Here is a 15789-nt window from a genome sequence, read left to right as displayed (position 1 = left end):
GCTACAATTGGGGGTGCATAATGTAATGAATCAGTCTTCGTGAACCTCACGCAGATGCGCCTTAACGAATAAAAACAATCACGTTTTGCTCGCGACGGGTCTCAGATCGATCAGAAATGCAAGTAGCTTATGAGATTAGCCCCACTGCATACGCGCGAGATTGGGCTGGAGCTTTTCGAGCAGCTGGTTGAAATCCAGGCTTACACGGCCAGCGGCTCAGACATTGCTTATAATGCATCCGAGAGGCGGCCGACCATTTTGAGCATGCGCGTTGTGACGCGAATTTCCAACGCGGCGGGCACAGTAGGAACTTTGAGATAGCCGGTCGGCGGGGCATTCCTCGCGATAGGGCGAAAGGAAGCCCCCGAGCCTGACCGTGGTTCATACGACTCGTAAAAAACTAAGGTCAACGCGGATTTGCATTCTGCTTTTCGTACGTTCGCAAATAGAAGAGGCCAATCGCCCTACGGCCCCCATTCCAACTTTGCGCCTCGTCACGGCCATCTAACCGGCCAGCCATATCTCTAAGAAACCAATCGTTTTGTTCAGGCGACTGCTCTGACGAAGATCGAGAAAAAGTGAGGGGGCCGAAAAGGCAGTGTGAGCGGTTCAGAGTCGATCTCTTCCCCCAAATTTGGGCCGACTCCACGTCGTAGAGATCAACCTCCAGCGGCCACTTGGTGGTTCTCGTATCTGCCCACGTCTGCGCCTTCGCAATGATCTTCTGGTTCCAATCGGCTAACCGCTTACAAGCAAAGTGGGAGCGCATCGTTTGGGTCCCTTTGATCTCTCGAGTGACGAGCGGGCCTGTCGGGACGCTCCCTCGCGCCTGCTTTCTATGCACCGCTATCCGATGCCCACCTTTATCACAAAACGGGTTGTATATCGTCGATATCCAGTACATATACCAACGATATATCACATGGGAGGTGCACAGTGCTGGTTGGGAGTGATATCGGCGGAACGTTTACGGACGTGATCGGTCTTGCCAATGATGGTTGCGTATCAATCGATAAGGTGCCGTCGACACCGGGGGATTTTTCGGAAGCACTGCTTGAGGGGACGATACAGGTCGCTCGCAACCTCGACTGCGAACCTGGTGCCATTGCCCACATGCGCCATGCATGCACGGTCGCTACCAATGCGATCCTAGAGGGGCGGGGCGCGAAAGTTGCGCTCATCACGACCAAGGGCTTTCGTGACGTTCTCGATCTGAGGCGTATTCGCATGCCGCGTCTTTACGATCCCCTGTATCACAAGCCGGCACCCTTGGTGCCGCGCCGCCGCCGTTTCGAAATAGACGAGCGGGTCGCCCACAATGGGGAGGTGCTGCAGCCGCTTCGCGATGCGGAGATCGACCGAGTTATCGATCTCATTGGCGAGGCCGGTGTGGAGGCGATTGCCGTCTGCTTGCTGCATTCCTACGCCAACGAGGCGCATGAGCGTCGTCTAGGAACTGCGATTGCGAGGCGATTTCCGGAAGTCTACTGCTCGCTTTCCGTCGACGTACTACCGGAAATGCGCGAATACGAGCGCACCAGCACGACCGTCGTGAATTCGTATGTCGGCCCCGTGGTCGCCGACTATCTCGAAAGTACCGTTCGCAGATTCGCATCGGTCGGCGTAGCTGCAGGCTTCGAGCTGATGCAGTCCAGCGGCGGCACGGCCCCGCTTTCCGAAGTCAGGCGACTGCCCGCGCAGATCATTGAATGCGGCCCGGCTGCAGGCGTGGTGGGGGTCCAGAAGCTCGGCGATGCAATCGGCGAGAAGAACATCATCGTCTTCGACATGGGCGGCACAACGGCGAAAGCCTCACTGATCGAGGATGGCCGCTTTTTCGTATCCGAGACTTTCGAGGTCGGCAGCGAACTTTCCGCAACCAGCGCCATGGGAGGAGGCGCCGGGTATTCGGTCAAGCTTCCTGTCATCGATATTGCGGAAGTGGGCGCAGGCGGCGGTAGCCTGGTCTCGATCGATGCGGCCGGAGGCGTCGTTGTCGGACCGCGCAGCGCGGGCGCGGATCCCGGGCCGGCTTGCTATGGGCGCGGCAACGAACAGGCGACGGTCACGGATGCCAATGTCGCGCTCGGCTATATCGATCCGTCCAACTTCGCCGGCGGCAGCATTGCGATTTATCCCGAGCTCGCAGTCCGCGCGATCCGCGACACGCTTGCCATCCGCATGGGATCGACGATGGAGGAGGCGGCTTTCGGGATACGCAGCATTGCGAACGCCCATATGGCCCGGGCGATTAAGGCTGTAAGTACCTACAAGGGCCGCGATCCGCGTGACTTCATCATGGTCGCTTGCGGCGGCAATGGCGGAATACACGGTCCCGACCTCGCCGTTTCTCTCGGGGTCGGCACGGTGCTTGTGCCACCGGCGGCCGGGGTCTTCAGCGCGCTCGGCCTTTTGTGCGCCAATGTCGAGGTGATGGCGGCAGTCCCCCTGAATATCATGCTGGACACTGCCGACTGGCTGGATGTGGCAGGCCGCCTCAATGATGCGAGAGGCCTGCATGGGGCTCGATTGGGCTCCACGAGCGTCAACAATGCCGAGCTCTCGTTTCTCATGCGCTATTCGGGCCAAGCTTTCGAGCTGGAGGTGCCGATCGAGCCTGCGATGCTTATCGCCAACGATGTCTCGGCGCTGGTTCGTCGGGTCTTCGAGGCGGTATATCGGCAAACCTATGGCTACTGCGCAGCCGAAACGCAGCATGTCGAGCTCGTTTCCGCTCGCCTACGGCTGAGCGCTCTTGCGTCACGCTCGATGAGCGAACTCCTGAAAGCACTGCCACGCGGCGAAGAGCACAGATCCAGTCGCAAATGCTATTTCGGTGCCCGCCACGGTTTCCGGGACACGCTCGTCCTCAGCCGTGCTGCGGTGCCCATAGACGAGGCGATCACAGGGCCGGCAATCATTGCCGAAGCCGAAGGCACCACCGTCGTGCCACCGGGCGCAACTGTCCAACGCGACCGTCACAACATCCTTCGCGTCCGGCTTCCCTTGCGAGAGCACCCATGAAGCGCTTCGACCCCTATCTTCAGGAGGTTCTTCGATCGGCATATGACGCGATCGCGGAAAACCTCGCCATCATTGTCATGCGTGCGGCCTATTCGGAGATCGTGCGGGAATCGCTCGACTATTCGACTGCGCTTTGCGACCGGAACGGCCTGACACTGGCGCAGGGCGTAACGACGCCCATGCATCTCGGCAGCTTCCACGACGCCATCAAGAACCTCATCGCAACGGTTGGCGAATCCGCTGCGGACGGCGACGTCTTCATCTTCAACGACCCGTTCCTGGCGGCCGGGCAGCACCTGCCGGACATCTACGTCGTCAAGCCGCTCTTCCACCAGGGACAGATTGAAGGCTGGGCGACCACATTGGCCCATCACTCCGATGTCGGGGGCATAGTTCCAGGCAGCAACGCGCTCGGAGCACGGGAGGTGTTTCAGGAGGGGCTGCGCCTTCCAGTTCTGCCATTGATGCGTCGTGGCGAGAGAGTTTCAGAGGTGTGGGCGATCATCGAAGCCAATGTGCGTACCCCGGATCTGGTGCGCGGCGACCTCGAAGCCCAGCTTGCCGCCTGCAACAATTGCGAGCGCGAATTTGCAGAGCTCGTCGAACGCTACGGCATCGAGACAATACGCGCGAGTTCGGACGAGCTTCACAACCATGCCGATCGTCTGACCAGGGCCGAGTTCGCCGCCCTTCCAGATGGCGTCTACACCTTCGAAGACCATCTCGACGGCCTGGGCGACGAGCCAAGCCCGATCCTGCTCACGGTCAAGCTGACCGTGGCGGGCGATGAGGTCACCGTTGACTGGACGGGTTCGTCCTCTCAAGTCGAAGGAGGCGTCAATACGACCTTGCCGTTCACCAAAGCCTGTTCCTATGCGGCGCTGCGCTCGATCCTGACGGTCGATGTGCCGAACTGCCAGGGCTTCACGCGTCCGATTAGGGTGATCGCACCGGCGGGAAGCGTCCTGAATGCGAACTTTCCCGCCCCGACCGGAGCGCGCGGAGTCACGGGCTACCGAATGATCGATTGCATCTTCGGCGCCTTGGCACAGGTCGTGCCTGATCGGGTCGCGGCGGATAGCAGCGGCGGGTCTTCGCTTCCAACCTTCTCGGGTTTCTACGACGGTTCGCATTTCGTGTTCTGCGAAACCTTGATGGGTACTTCCGGCGCTACGCTGGCGCATGACGGACAGGAAGGCGTCGCCCATATCGGCTCTAACCAGGCTAACGTGCCGATCGAGCTCGTCGAGGCGCGCTATCCGCTGAGAATAGAGGAATATTCGCTCGTGGCCGACAGCGGCGGTTCAGGCAAGACCCGCGGCGGTCTCGCACTGCGTCGAAGCTATCGGGTGCTGAAGCAGGGCATGTCCCTCAACATCCGTTCCGACAAGCGCACCTTTCCTCCGCACGGCCTTTTCGGCGGATCTGAAGGCGGCGCCTCCCACACAGTCATCCGTTCAGGTGAGCGGGAGATCGTCGTGCCGCAAATGCCGCTGTCGCCATTGCCGCTGGCTGAGGGCGATCTGGTCGTCCACACGATGGCCGGCGGCGGCGGCTGGGGGAACCCGTTCGAACGCGCGCCCGAGGAGGTACTCGAGGATGTTATCGACGCTCGCGTTAGCGTCGATGCCGCCAGACACGAATATGGGGTCGTCGTCGATTCCGATGTGCTCGACACTGCTGCCACTGAGGATCTGCGAAGGGCGCAGAAGAAGGGCAGCGCATGACACACGCCGCCTGGCTCGCAGACTTCGCAGTCAGTTTTTCCGGCGGCACGCTTCCGGAACAGCTTGCTTCGGCGGTAAACCGCTACGTACTCGACATTGCGAGGGCCGCGGCGGCCGGATCGACGACACGCACCGCGCGGCGGGCACGACTGGCCGCACCTACACTGTTCGGTCGGGGCGAGACGCCGATGTGGTTCGACGGGGCGTCGGTAACCGCGAAGTCGGCGGTGTTCGCCAACGCAACCGCTGCCTCGATACTCGATCTCGAGGACGGCCACCGCGCCGCGCTCGGTCATCCGGGGGCGGGGATCCTCCCGGCGGTTCTTGCCGAGGCGCCTGCCAACACAAGATGGAACGATGTGGTCAGTGCCATCGCGATTGGCTACGAGGTTGCGCTGCGAGTCGGGTCCGGCCGGCCGGCCATCCCGTTGACGGCCGTTTCGACCGGCCGGTGGGTCGGTGTCGGCGTCGCCGCCGCTGTGGCGCATCTACGCGGCCTCAGTGCGACTCAGACCGCACATGCCATCGCCATTGCCGCCACCACGGCGCCGGACCTCGTCGCCTTCGGCTACGTCCGCGAGACCGGCAATGCCGTGAAGGAAGATATCGGCTGGGCTTCCGCGACCGGCCTAGCCGCGGCGGACTTGGCGGAAGTGGATCACACCGGTCCGCGCGACATCTTCGACTACGCCTCATACTATGTAGGCGAACGAATGATCGCCGGCCTCGGCGACGATTGGATGGCCGAACGCGCTTGTCCGAAACGATATTCCTGCCGCTGGATTCGCTCACTGATTGACGGCGAACTCCGCGCTCAGCATGCGCGTCCGGTCGAGAATATCGCAGCAATCGAGGTCGAGAGCTTCCGGCATGCGTTGGGCCTCGCGAATGAGGTGGAACCGACAACCATCGAAGGCGCTCAGTACAGCATTCCCTACTGCACAGCGCTTGCATGCGCGTCGCAGCCAGAGGTCTTCCTGTCGCTGACCGAAGCGCACCTTCACGCCAAGCTCGTGACGATGACCGTCGCGGCCGACCTGCAGGAACTGTTTCCTGTCAGGGCTCCGGGTCGTATTCGCATCATCACCGGATCCACCACGTTTGAACGAACTGTTTTGCACCCCCTCAGCGATCCGGCAAACCCGCTGAGTGACGAGGCCGTCTTGGAAAAGTGCCGTCAGCTTTGTGCCTCTGCAGGACGTACGCAACTCGCTGACACGATAAGCTGGAATCCTGCTGGAGCCCGTCGAGGATGCTCTGGCTCGAATCAACGCAGCCCTCGCGGAGATCCCCGCCATCCGGTGAAGGAGCACGTTTGATGGTCCACGTGGAAGATCACAAAGGATCGCGTATCGCCGGCGAAAGCATGGCCGACCTGGCAACGCGCCTGATACGCGACCGGATACTGGATCTTACCCTGAAGCCTGGCGCGCGAATCCAGGAACAGGAACTCATCGCGATGTTGGGCCTCGGCCGCACGCCGATCCGCGAGGCCATAAATCGGATATCCGCCGAAGGGCTTATCGATACCGAACTCAACCAGACCCCATCAGTCAGGCAGATGGACCTTGAGGAGGCGCTGAACCTTTTCGAAGCATATCGCGCGATCAGCCAGCTGACGGCGGCCTATATCGACTTTTCGGATGCCGGGTTGGCGCAGGACATCGTCGAAATGCAGAAGAAGCATCGGGAGGCTATCGGCGCCAAGTTGCCGCTGGACGTCAGCCACTGGAACTATTCCATCCATCTTCGCCTCATACGCTCTTCGCGCAATCAACATCTCATCACAGCCTGCCAGCGGATCCACAATCAGGCACGCCGACTCAACACCCTCGTCTACACGCTCGAGGTCCAGCAGACGGAACGCCCCTCCTATTCGCTCTCGATCGCCGAGCGCCAGCATGTGAGCTTCCTGTCCGCCCTGGAGAGCAAGAGCCGGTCTCAGGTGTCTGCGGTGCTCGACGACCAGGCGCTCACCTTTCGCGCGCGTTTTGTCCACGCTATCGAGCGCGGCAGGGATGAGAGCGCGGACAGCCTGCGCCGCGCACTTGCCGGCCTGGCTCGATCCACATTGGTGGGCGGCGGTCAAAGCTACTCGACATAAGTCGGCGGGATAGATAGTGCAGAGCGTTTTTGGCTTGGCGTCGCCGTATCGACATTGAGGAGTGGACCCAGGTTGATAGAGCGTAATCGCCCGATTGTCACCGCCTGCCGGCTATCGTCGTGATGGCGTAAGACACGTGTTTAACGACGTCGTTTGCGGCGTGTCTTACGCGAGGTTTGCGATGCGTGTGGAAATTCTTGGCAGGAACGGCGGCGTCGATGGGGTGAGGAACAGAAACTCGACATTGTGATGTCGGTTGGGTCTGGAGCTACGGTAACGGAGGTGGCTCATCGGCACGTGACGCGGCGCAGATTTACACCTGACGCAGTCAGCTGAAGAAGAAGGGACTTGTTGTCGCTGTCTGCGAATGCGGTGTTTGTTCTCGTGGACATGAATGCCGTGCAGACCGAGCGCTGTGGAGACCGTCAGGACCCGTCTGGGATGGATCGAGTTGAGATTGACCTGCGGTCGCAGCCTGTTCTTCGACGGCGGCGTGAATGCCGCCACCCTGAGGCGGCTAATCCGGGCGGTGGAGTCGGCATGATCGGACCGGGAACTGGCGTTCGAGTATACCTTGCCTGCGGGACAACGGCCACGCGAAATAATGTGGAGCGCTGGACTATGCGGTGTCCGCAGCATGCAGGCCGATTTACTCCATCTATTCTAGTCGGTTATAGTACTTAATCGGCTTTCTCGCTCCGCACATATTGCCTTCGGCGTCTTCGACCGCCTCGGCTCCTGGTTTGGTTGCGGCGCGGCAATCAGCCTGGGAACAGCGTCAGGAGATTGCTGTGTACGCCTTCGCCGTGCGCCTGGACGAGGCCCATCGGCTGCTCGAAGAAAGCATCGAGTCCATTGCCTCGATCGCGCTGCGCTGTGGCCTCGTCTCCGCCTCGCATCTTGGTAGCGCGTATCGCAAAGCCTTCGACCGTAGACCTGGTGAAGAACGGCGAAATCCAAGCTCCGTTAGTACAACAAACAGGATAGCCCGTGAAATCGGTGATGTAGCTACGGACCCTGTTGCGTTCGCTTCCGTCGCATGGGGGCGCTGTGCATTGTCTGGAGGCGGATGACTCGCGCGCGGCAGACAAAAAGGAATCCCGATCCGGACTCTTATGTCAGGCAGAAACCACTGGGGTGCTAGAGTGCGAATGCTGCATTGCTTCGCCTAAGCAGGGAGCGAGATGTGACGATAGCACGAGATTCCGTGTTTGATATTGAGGAGAGACCCCAAGTCTTTGTCTTCCTTCTATTGCCCGGTCTATCTCTAATGAGCCTGGCCTCGGCAATTGAGCCGCTGCGCAGCCTTAACCGATTGATACAACGGCCCGCTTTCCTATGGAGATTCGCTAGCCCAACTGGCGCCGATATAGAAGGTTCTATGGGCATTCCGCTGCCGACGCTGGAGTACAACGCGGCGCTCCGCGGTGCAGACTACCTCTTCGTCTGCGCTGGTTTGGGTACTGAATTGAACGATGAAAGACGCTATCTCCAATTCTTAAGGAGGCGGGGCGTCGTAGACTCACGATTGGAATCGATATCAACAGGCACGCGACTGCTGGCTCGGGCTGGTCTGCTGTCAGAGAATCGCTGCACGATACACTGGGAGAGCCGTTCTGCTTTTCAAGAAGAGTTCCCCAATCTTGACTGTACGAACCGGCTTTACGAAATCGACCGCGACCGCTTGACCTGTTCGGGTGGGACTGCGGCGATGGACATGATGTTGCATCTGATTTCGCTACAGTTCGGCAGAGATCGTGCTCGGAGCGTTGCCGATCAATTCCACCATGAGCATATCCGAAATGAGAACGAGGATCAATTCGGTGGACGCCTTCAACATCTAGCGCATCTGCCAGAAAACATGCGATCCGCGATCGATCTAATGCAGCGTCATTTTGAGGAGCCGATACCAGTCCCACATATCGCCCAACGGGCAGGGCTGTCTGTGCGTCAGCTCGAGCGCCGATTCAAAATGCACGCCGGCGTAACGCCTCAGCGGTACTACATGCAACTCCGTGTACAGCGTGGGCGCGAGCTTCTCATCTACTCTAGCCTATCTGTCATCAACGTAGCTCTATCTTGCGGTTTCGATTCAGCTTCCCATTTTTCCGCATGGCACAAACGAATCTTCGGAAAGAGCCCATCTGAATCGCGGAGACAAGAACGGACGAAAAGCGGTCGGCTCTGAACGCTTGACACGAATTTGTTGCAGCAAGCCGAGCGGCCCGTTCGCTTGAAGCCGCGTAGCGGTCGAACTATTTTGGAGAGCCTTTCCAGGTGCGGTCTGCGCCGGGCAGGGAGCCGAAACGCTGGCGATAAGCGCGCGAAAAGTGGGATGTCGAGTTAAACCCGCAACGAATAGCGATTCCGAGGACCGACATCGAGGTATTGCGCAGCAGCCGTCGTCCTTCATCGAGGCGTATCCGAACATAATGCTGCGCCGGCGAGCATCGCAGGTGGCGCGCGAAAAGCCGCTCCAGCTGCCTGCAGGAAACGCCGGTACGGCTGGCGATTTTCGGAAGTCGAAGCGGCGTTTCTATGAATTGTTCCATCAACGCCACTGCGCCGATTACGGTCGGGTGGGCGACGTCCAGCCGGTGACGTAGCGCCATGCGTTGGTGATCTTCCGGCCGCCTGGTCGATCCGTAGATGAAATTCTCCGCAACCATGCTGGAAAAAGCGTTGCCTTGCCGGTACCGGATGATGTCCAGCATGGCATCCATCGCTGCCAGGCCTCCCGCGCAGGTGAAGATGCGTCCATCGACCACGTAAAGCTCATCGCTCACTTCAGCCCTAGAGCATGAGGCCCGCAGGGCATCGATATAGCCCCAATGCGTAGTGCAGTGCCTGCCGTCGAGAAGCCCTGCATCGGCCAGCACAAAACTGCCCGTACTGACGCTGCCAAGGCGAATTTTTCGTCGATCCATGCGACGCAGATATTCCCTCAGTTTTCTATTGCCATACGTCTCGTCGGAATGGCCGCCGCACACGACCACTATGTCGAATTCACCGCCGCCATCCAAGGGAATGGTGGGGACCGCGAGCCCGGTGCTCGATTGGATGGAACCGCCATCGACGCTGACATTCGTCCAGCGGTAACACTGCTCGCCGGCCATCCTGTTGGCGCCGCGCAGGGGCTCCGTGAGAGAGGAGAACGACATCAGCGAGAAGTCCGGTATCAGGATGACGCCGACGTGCAGCGGTTTTATCCCGTTAACAGATGCGACCATCCGAGCCTCCTCTCTTTGGTCTCCGCATTGTCCCCTGAAAGACGTGCAGAATGCAATCAATAGTGTCGTGTTGTTACGTAATCTCGTCGAAAAATGTGACCCCACGCCTAACGACCTAACTCATACTGGCCTTCCTTGGCGTCAGGAGAGGCAAGCGGGCATGGCACCTTCATCTGCATACCAGTTCATTGCTGGCACCATTTACCAGGAGCTTCCTGCCGCTGTGCAGGACATGGCGAAACGGTGCCTTCTCGACCTGGTAGGCACGGCAATCGCTGGCACGCAGACCCCTCTGTCGCGAATAATCCGGAACCATGCAATTCGTGCCTTCGGGGCAGGTGCCAGCGCTCCTTCGGCACGATTGATGTTCGATGGCCGCAGGGCCAGCCCAGTTGGGGCGGCATTGGCCGGCGGCATGACGATTGACAGTTTCGATGCGCATGACGGTCATGTGCTTACCAAAGGCCACGCCGGCTGTGCCATCCTGCCGGCGTTGCTGGCCGTCGCCGAAACGAGGGACATGTGCGGTGCGGAGTTTCTCGCTTCGCTTGCCGCCGGCTACGAGATCGCCATCCGTGCTGGCATCTCCCAGCATGCTACCGCGCCGGATTATCACACCTCCGGGTCGTGGAATGCGCTGGGCGCGGCGGCCATAGCGGCGCACCTTTGGGGGCACGACGAGACCCGGTTCCGGCATGCGATCGGCATTGCGGAGTTCCATGGCCCCCGCAGCCAGATGATGCGCTGCATCGACTTTCCTACGATGCTCAAGGACGGTTCGGGTTGGGGCGCCATGGCGGGCATCAGCGCGGCTTACCTGGCCGAAGACGGCTTTACAGGGGCGCCTGCGATTGTCGTGGAAGGCGATAATGTCAAATCCTTCTGGAACGATCTCGGCAAGGAATGGCGGTTTTTGGGAATGTATTTCAAGCCGTATCCTATCTGCCGCTGGGCGCAGCCATCCGTCGAGGCCGCACTTATACTTAGACGTAAGCACAATATCCTGCCTGAAACGATCGATCACGTTGAGATCGACACATTCGACGCAGGGGTCAGGCTCAATCAACGCAGGCCGGAAACCACCGAGGAAGCCCAGTATAGCCTGCCGTTCCCTGTTGCCGCGGCACTCGTGCGTGGGCAATTGCTTCCAACTGATATTGCCGGCGCATCGCTCGTCGACGCCGAGATATTGTCAATGAACGACCGCATCAAGCCGATCACCGTACCCGAAATCGACAAGCTGTTTCCTGCCGAAAGAATGGCGCGGGCGCGGATCTACCTCAAAGATGGTACCGTCTTCGAAAGCGAATTGACGACTGCGCGCGGCGACGCCGAAAGGCCGTTGTCGGATGCCGAAATTGCAGCGAAATATCACTCGGTCGCCGACGATATTATCGGGAGCGAAGGTGCGGCCGTGCTTCGCTCCTCGATCGAAACGCTGGATAGCGCACGTTCCGTGCGCGGACTGCTGGACCTCGTGCTTGCCCCGGCCGATGCACAGCGCAAAGCGGTGGCAGCTTGAGTGACGAATACACGCCCCAGGAATGGGCCGACGCGGTCGAAGTCTGGCTGTCCTCGCAGTATTGGTGCGACGGAAATGTCGGCATGATGGGCATCTCGCGGAAGGGCTTCAACTCGCTGCAGCTCGCCTCGCTCGCTCTCCGGGCCCTGAAGGCGATCATTACGTTTCCTGCAGAACGGTTTGCCCGCGCCATTCTGCGCATGCGATATGGTCGCGAATTCGAGCCCGCCGATCTTCCAGCTGTTGGTGATCCGTATAACCCTTTGTCTGATCAGGACATCAGCGAAAAGTTCACGGTCAATGCTGTGAAGCGGGGCACGGCGAGGCGAAAAACTTCGCACGTTGCTGGTTCGAGGCCTGACAGCGAATAGTGAGCTCGCCGTGCGCTCGAAAGGATTCGAGCGCGCGGCGAGGCTCTGCACATCCAACTATTGAATAAACAGGAGACATCATGGTTTATACTTCGAACGGTGAACGGGAAACAGCTCAAGCGGCCCGACAGGTGCTTGCCGACTCGTTCATTTGGGATATGCATCCGATGATGAACGGCCTCACGTTCATCAAATGCTGACTGACTGTCTGATGCGAGCCCGCCCGGCGATGTCGCCCATCGTGAGATTGATCGTCCAGCGTATTGCGTTGGGCGTTCTGCTCCTTTTCCTTGTCTCGATCCTAATCTTCGCCGGCACGCAAATCCTGCCTGGTGACGTGGCGCAAGCGATTCTCGGCCAGCAAGCGACTCCAGAAGCGCTCGCCAATCTGCGCGCCGAGCTTGGCCTCAACGATCCGGCCTATTTCCGCTACTTCCGCTGGCTTGGCGGCGTTCTGACCGGCGATCTCGGGACCTCGCTTACCACGGGGCAGGAAGTCACCGCGACGCTGCTGCCCCGGCTGTGGAACACGCTGTTCCTCAGCTTCTGGGCGGCGATCGTGGCGGTGCCGCTCGCCATTGTCCTCGGCCTGATTTCGGCGCGCTACCGCAACGGTTGGGTCGACAAGCTCATATCCGGCCTCGCACTCACCTCGACTTCGCTTCCCGAATTCTTCGTCGGCTATCTCCTTATCTATTTGTGCGCCGTTAAGTTGCAGTGGTTTTCGAGCATCTCAACAGTCTATGACGGCATGCCGTTTCTCGACAGGATGAAGGCGATTGCCCTGCCAGCAACGGTGCTGACGCTAGTCGTGCTCGCGCATATGATGCGCATGACCCGCGCCGCGATCCTTAACGTGATGCAGTCGGCCTATATCGAAACGGCCGAGCTCAAGGGGCTGCGGCCGATCGAGATCATCCGCCGTCACGCCTTCCCGAACGCAATCGCGCCGGTCATAAATGTCGTGATGCTAAACCTCGCCTACCTGATAGTCGGGGTCGTTGTGATCGAAGTGATCTTTGTCTATCCGGGCATGGGCCAGTACTTGGTCGACCACGTTTCCAAGCGCGATGTGCCCGTGGTGCAGGCAGTGGGGCTGATCTTCGCTGCCGTTTATATCGGCCTGAACATCGTCGCCGACATCGCGGCAATAGTCGCCAATCCGCGCCTGAGGCATCCGAAATGAGTGTTTCGGCAGCCCCTCTCGTCAAAGCGCGGCGTCGCATACCGATCGGCGCCGCGATTGGTCTATTCTTCACCGGATTGTTCCTCTCCACGGCGATCTTCGCGCCGCTGATCGCGCCACACCCACTCGGCGAGATTGTCGGCGACGTCTGGATGCCGATGTCGGCGAAATTCCCGCTCGGCACCGACAATCTCGGCCGCGACCTTCTTTCGCGCATGATTTACGGCACCCGCACCACGATCTTCATCGCGGCGGTCGCGACTGCGCTTTCCTTCACGCTGGGGTCGATCCTTGGCTTCACCGCGGCCGTCGTCGGTGGCTGGTTCGACATGACGATGTCGCGTTGCGTGGACCTCTTGATGTCAATCCCGACGCTGATCTTCGCCCTAGTCGTGCTTTCGGTGCTGCCGTCCAACTTGGTGACGCTAATCCTGCTGATGGGGACGCTGGACTCCACCCGCGTCTACCGGTTGTCACGCGCGGTCGCCGCGGACATCAACGCGATGGACTTCGTGGAGGCGGCCAAGCTGCGCGGCGAGGGCCGCGCTTGGATCATCTTCCGCGAGATATTGCCGAATGCTCTATCGCCGCTGGTCTCCGAACTCGGCCTTCGCTTCATCTTTGCCGTGCTCTTCCTGTCTGCCCTGTCGTTCCTTGGCCTTGGTGTGCAGCCGCCACAGGCCGACTGGGGCGGCATGGTGAAAGACAACAAGGACGGCATTGTCTTCGGCATTTCCGCTGCCCTAATGCCGGCAGCCGTGATCGGGGCGCTGGCGATCTCCGTCAATCTGGTCGCCGATTGGATCCTCAACCGGACCACCGACCTCAAGGGAGGGCGCGGCAATGGCTGATACCTTGCTCGATATCCGCAACCTCCGGATCGAGGCGACCGTCTATCCGCCCGGTGAGCCACCCCGCACGGCAACAATCGTCGATGATGTTTCGCTGACATTGGAAAAGGGCAGGGTGCTTGGTCTGATCGGCGAATCCGGCGCCGGCAAGTCTACGATCGGCCTGTCGCCGATGGGCTATGGCCGCGGCGGTGTGCGTATCACCGGCGGCGAGGTCATCCTAAACGGCCGCAACATTCTCCAGCAGAGCAAGAACGGCATCCGCAAGCTACGGGGCCGCGAGGTCTGCTATGTCGCGCAATCGGCCGCAGCCGCATTCAATCCAGCGCAGCGGCTGATGGACCAGGTGGTGGAATCTTCCCTCAAGCACGGCGTTGCCAACCGCGCCGAGGCTGAGAAGCGGGCCATCGCTCTCTTCAAGAAACTAAGCCTGCCCAATCCCGAGAATATCGGCCGCCGCTATCCACACCAGGTCTCGGGCGGCCAGCTTCAGCGTGTCATGACCGTCATGGCGCTTTGCCCGGAACCCGACCTGATCATCTTCGACGAGCCGACGACGGCACTCGACGTGACAACCCAGATCGATGTCCTGGCGGCGATCAAGGACGCCATCCGGGACACCGGCGTCGCGGCCCTCTACATCACTCATGATCTCGCCGTCGTAACGCAGGTCGCCGACGACATCATGGTGCTGCGCCACGGCAAGATGGTCGAAAAAGGCACGACGTTCGAGATCATCAAGCAGCCGAAGCAGCCCTATACCCAAGCGCTGGTCTCGGTACACCATATCGAGCATGAAGAGAAGCAGCCGACACCGAAGCCGATCCTCTCGGTGAAGAAAGTCACCGCCGCCTATGGCAATGGTATCATCAAGGTGCTTAAAGACGTCACCGTCGATATCCATCCGAGTCAGACGCTCGCCGTTGTCGGCGAATCCGGTTCCGGCAAATCGACGCTCGCCCGCGCCATCACCGGCCTTCTTCCGCCGCAGCAGGGCGAGATCATTTTCGAAGGCCGCAAGCTCTCCAGCCGGCTGGCCGACCGCAGCAAGGACGATCTGCGCCAGCTTCAGATGATATACCAGATGGCCGATGTGGCGATGAACCCGCGCCATACCGTCGGCACGATCATCGGCCGGCCGCTCACCTTCTATTTTGGCCTGAGAGGTGCCGAACGGGACAAGCGGGTCAAGGAGCTTCTCGAGGAAATCGAGATGGGTGCGGGCTTCATTCACCGTTATCCGGCAGAGCTTTCCGGCGGGCAGAAGCAGCGCGTCTGCATCGCCCGCGCGCTGGCCGCCAAGCCGAAGCTCATCATCTGCGATGAGGTCACCTCGGCGCTCGATCCGCTGGTGGCGAACGGCATCTTGAAGCTGCTCCTCAATCTGCAGAAGATGGAGCAGGTCGCCTATCTCTTCATCACCCACGACCTCGCGACCGTAAAATCGATCGCTGACTCCATTGCCGTCATGTATCGCGGCGAGTTGGTGCGCTATGGCTCGAAGAGCCAAGTGCTGACGCCGCCCTTCGACGATTATACCGATCTGCTGCTGTCTTCCGTGCCCGAGATGGAAATCGGCTGGCTGGAGACAGCCATCGCAGGCAGGAAGATGGCGAGTGCGGGGAATTGATATTCATACCAAGCTCAAGAAGAGCTATCGCACCATGTCGGTAATTTCCAAGAAATGTTTAGGTCTAGTCTAACGACCAAAAACGGCATACCTTCACCTCTTGGACTGCATACCGGAACTACCTGCGGTCGGGTCTTGAAGGCC

Annotated in this window: 13 protein-coding genes; 12 read left to right on the top strand and 1 reads right to left on the bottom strand. The window is 59.9% G+C overall.

Going from position 1 to position 15789, the window contains the following annotated elements; genetic code table 11:
- Positions 1 to 936 precede the first annotated feature (936 nt).
- The 7 genes from DH10_RS17220 (at position 937) to DH10_RS17190 (ending at position 9043) form a co-directional block, all read left to right on the top strand.
- A complete protein-coding gene (locus tag DH10_RS17220) occupies positions 937 to 3024 on the top strand; it encodes a hydantoinase/oxoprolinase family protein (protein WP_192385063.1) in 2088 nt (695 codons plus the stop codon).
- Complete coding sequence (locus tag DH10_RS17215) at positions 3021 to 4751, top strand: hydantoinase B/oxoprolinase family protein (protein WP_192385062.1); 1731 nt, start codon at positions 3021 to 3023, stop codon at positions 4749 to 4751. The genes DH10_RS17220 and DH10_RS17215 overlap by 4 nt, the downstream gene beginning before the upstream one ends.
- Positions 4748 to 6070: an MmgE/PrpD family protein gene (locus DH10_RS17210; RefSeq protein ID WP_192385061.1), complete on the top strand. Its 1323-nt coding sequence runs from the start codon at positions 4748 to 4750 to the stop codon at positions 6068 to 6070. Before DH10_RS17215 ends, DH10_RS17210 begins: the two co-directional genes overlap by 4 nt.
- 47 nt (positions 6071 to 6117) lie before the next feature.
- Positions 6118 to 6855, top strand: coding sequence for a GntR family transcriptional regulator (locus DH10_RS17205; protein WP_192385060.1), 738 nt, complete (start codon positions 6118 to 6120; stop codon positions 6853 to 6855).
- 246 nt (positions 6856 to 7101) lie between these two features.
- Entirely contained in the window at positions 7102 to 7191 is a 90-nt protein-coding gene (locus DH10_RS38215) for a hypothetical protein (RefSeq protein WP_425515345.1), read from the top strand.
- A 455-nt stretch (positions 7192 to 7646) separates the two neighbouring features.
- Positions 7647 to 7928 carry a helix-turn-helix domain-containing protein gene (locus tag DH10_RS17195; protein WP_210327805.1) on the top strand — a complete coding sequence of 94 codons (282 nt, stop codon included), beginning with the start codon at positions 7647 to 7649 and terminating at the stop codon, positions 7926 to 7928.
- A gap of 197 nt (positions 7929 to 8125) precedes the next feature.
- Positions 8126 to 9043, top strand: a complete 918-nt coding sequence (locus tag DH10_RS17190) for a GlxA family transcriptional regulator (RefSeq protein WP_281423842.1) — start codon at positions 8126 to 8128, stop codon at positions 9041 to 9043.
- Between the two features lie 67 nt (positions 9044 to 9110).
- Here the strand turns inward: DH10_RS17190 and DH10_RS17185 are convergent, their stop codons facing one another.
- Positions 9111 to 10085 (bottom strand): GlxA family transcriptional regulator, encoded by a 975-nt coding sequence (locus DH10_RS17185; protein ID WP_192385057.1) that lies wholly within the window; start codon positions 10083 to 10085, stop codon positions 9111 to 9113.
- Between the two features lie 160 nt (positions 10086 to 10245).
- Here DH10_RS17185 and DH10_RS17180 point away from each other — a divergent pair, with 160 nt between their 5' ends.
- From DH10_RS17180 to DH10_RS17160, 5 genes are all read left to right on the top strand, one after another.
- Complete coding sequence (locus DH10_RS17180) at positions 10246 to 11607, top strand: MmgE/PrpD family protein (RefSeq protein ID WP_192385056.1); 1362 nt, start codon at positions 10246 to 10248, stop codon at positions 11605 to 11607.
- Positions 11604 to 11978: a CocE/NonD family hydrolase gene (locus tag DH10_RS17175; protein ID WP_192385055.1), complete on the top strand. Its 375-nt coding sequence runs from the start codon at positions 11604 to 11606 to the stop codon at positions 11976 to 11978. The genes DH10_RS17180 and DH10_RS17175 overlap by 4 nt, the downstream gene beginning before the upstream one ends.
- Before the next feature lie 229 nt (positions 11979 to 12207).
- Positions 12208 to 13164, top strand: coding sequence for an ABC transporter permease (locus DH10_RS17170; protein WP_192385054.1), 957 nt, complete (start codon positions 12208 to 12210; stop codon positions 13162 to 13164).
- Positions 13161 to 14015 carry an ABC transporter permease gene (locus DH10_RS17165; RefSeq protein ID WP_192385053.1) on the top strand — a complete coding sequence of 285 codons (855 nt, stop codon included), beginning with the start codon at positions 13161 to 13163 and terminating at the stop codon, positions 14013 to 14015. The genes DH10_RS17170 and DH10_RS17165 overlap by 4 nt, the downstream gene beginning before the upstream one ends.
- Positions 14008 to 15645: an ABC transporter ATP-binding protein gene (locus DH10_RS17160; RefSeq protein ID WP_192385052.1), complete on the top strand. Its 1638-nt coding sequence runs from the start codon at positions 14008 to 14010 to the stop codon at positions 15643 to 15645. Before DH10_RS17165 ends, DH10_RS17160 begins: the two co-directional genes overlap by 8 nt.
- The last annotated feature ends 144 nt before the right edge of the window (positions 15646 to 15789 follow it).

Origin of the sequence: Mesorhizobium silamurunense (genome assembly GCF_014843825.1) — a bacterium.
GTDB lineage: Bacteria > Pseudomonadota > Alphaproteobacteria > Rhizobiales > Rhizobiaceae > Mesorhizobium > Mesorhizobium silamurunense.
The sequence above is the reverse complement of the archived record's forward strand: the minus strand, read 5'-3'. Positions and strand labels throughout refer to the sequence as shown.

Coding starts and splice junctions, on each gene's coding strand:
- DH10_RS17215 (WP_192385062.1), top strand. CDS start 3,021: ATGAAGCGCTTCGACCCCTATCTTCAGGAGGTTCTTCGATCGGCATAT.
- DH10_RS17210 (WP_192385061.1), top strand. CDS start 4,748: ATGACACACGCCGCCTGGCTCGCAGACTTCGCAGTCAGTTTTTCCGGC.
- DH10_RS17205 (WP_192385060.1), top strand. CDS start 6,118: ATGGCCGACCTGGCAACGCGCCTGATACGCGACCGGATACTGGATCTT.
- DH10_RS17190 (WP_281423842.1), top strand. CDS start 8,126: ATGAGCCTGGCCTCGGCAATTGAGCCGCTGCGCAGCCTTAACCGATTG.
- DH10_RS17185 (WP_192385057.1), bottom strand. CDS start 10,085: ATGGTCGCATCTGTTAACGGGATAAAACCGCTGCACGTCGGCGTCATC.
- DH10_RS17180 (WP_192385056.1), top strand. CDS start 10,246: ATGGCACCTTCATCTGCATACCAGTTCATTGCTGGCACCATTTACCAG.
- DH10_RS17170 (WP_192385054.1), top strand. CDS start 12,208: ATGTCGCCCATCGTGAGATTGATCGTCCAGCGTATTGCGTTGGGCGTT.
- DH10_RS17165 (WP_192385053.1), top strand. CDS start 13,161: ATGAGTGTTTCGGCAGCCCCTCTCGTCAAAGCGCGGCGTCGCATACCG.
- DH10_RS17160 (WP_192385052.1), top strand. CDS start 14,008: ATGGCTGATACCTTGCTCGATATCCGCAACCTCCGGATCGAGGCGACC.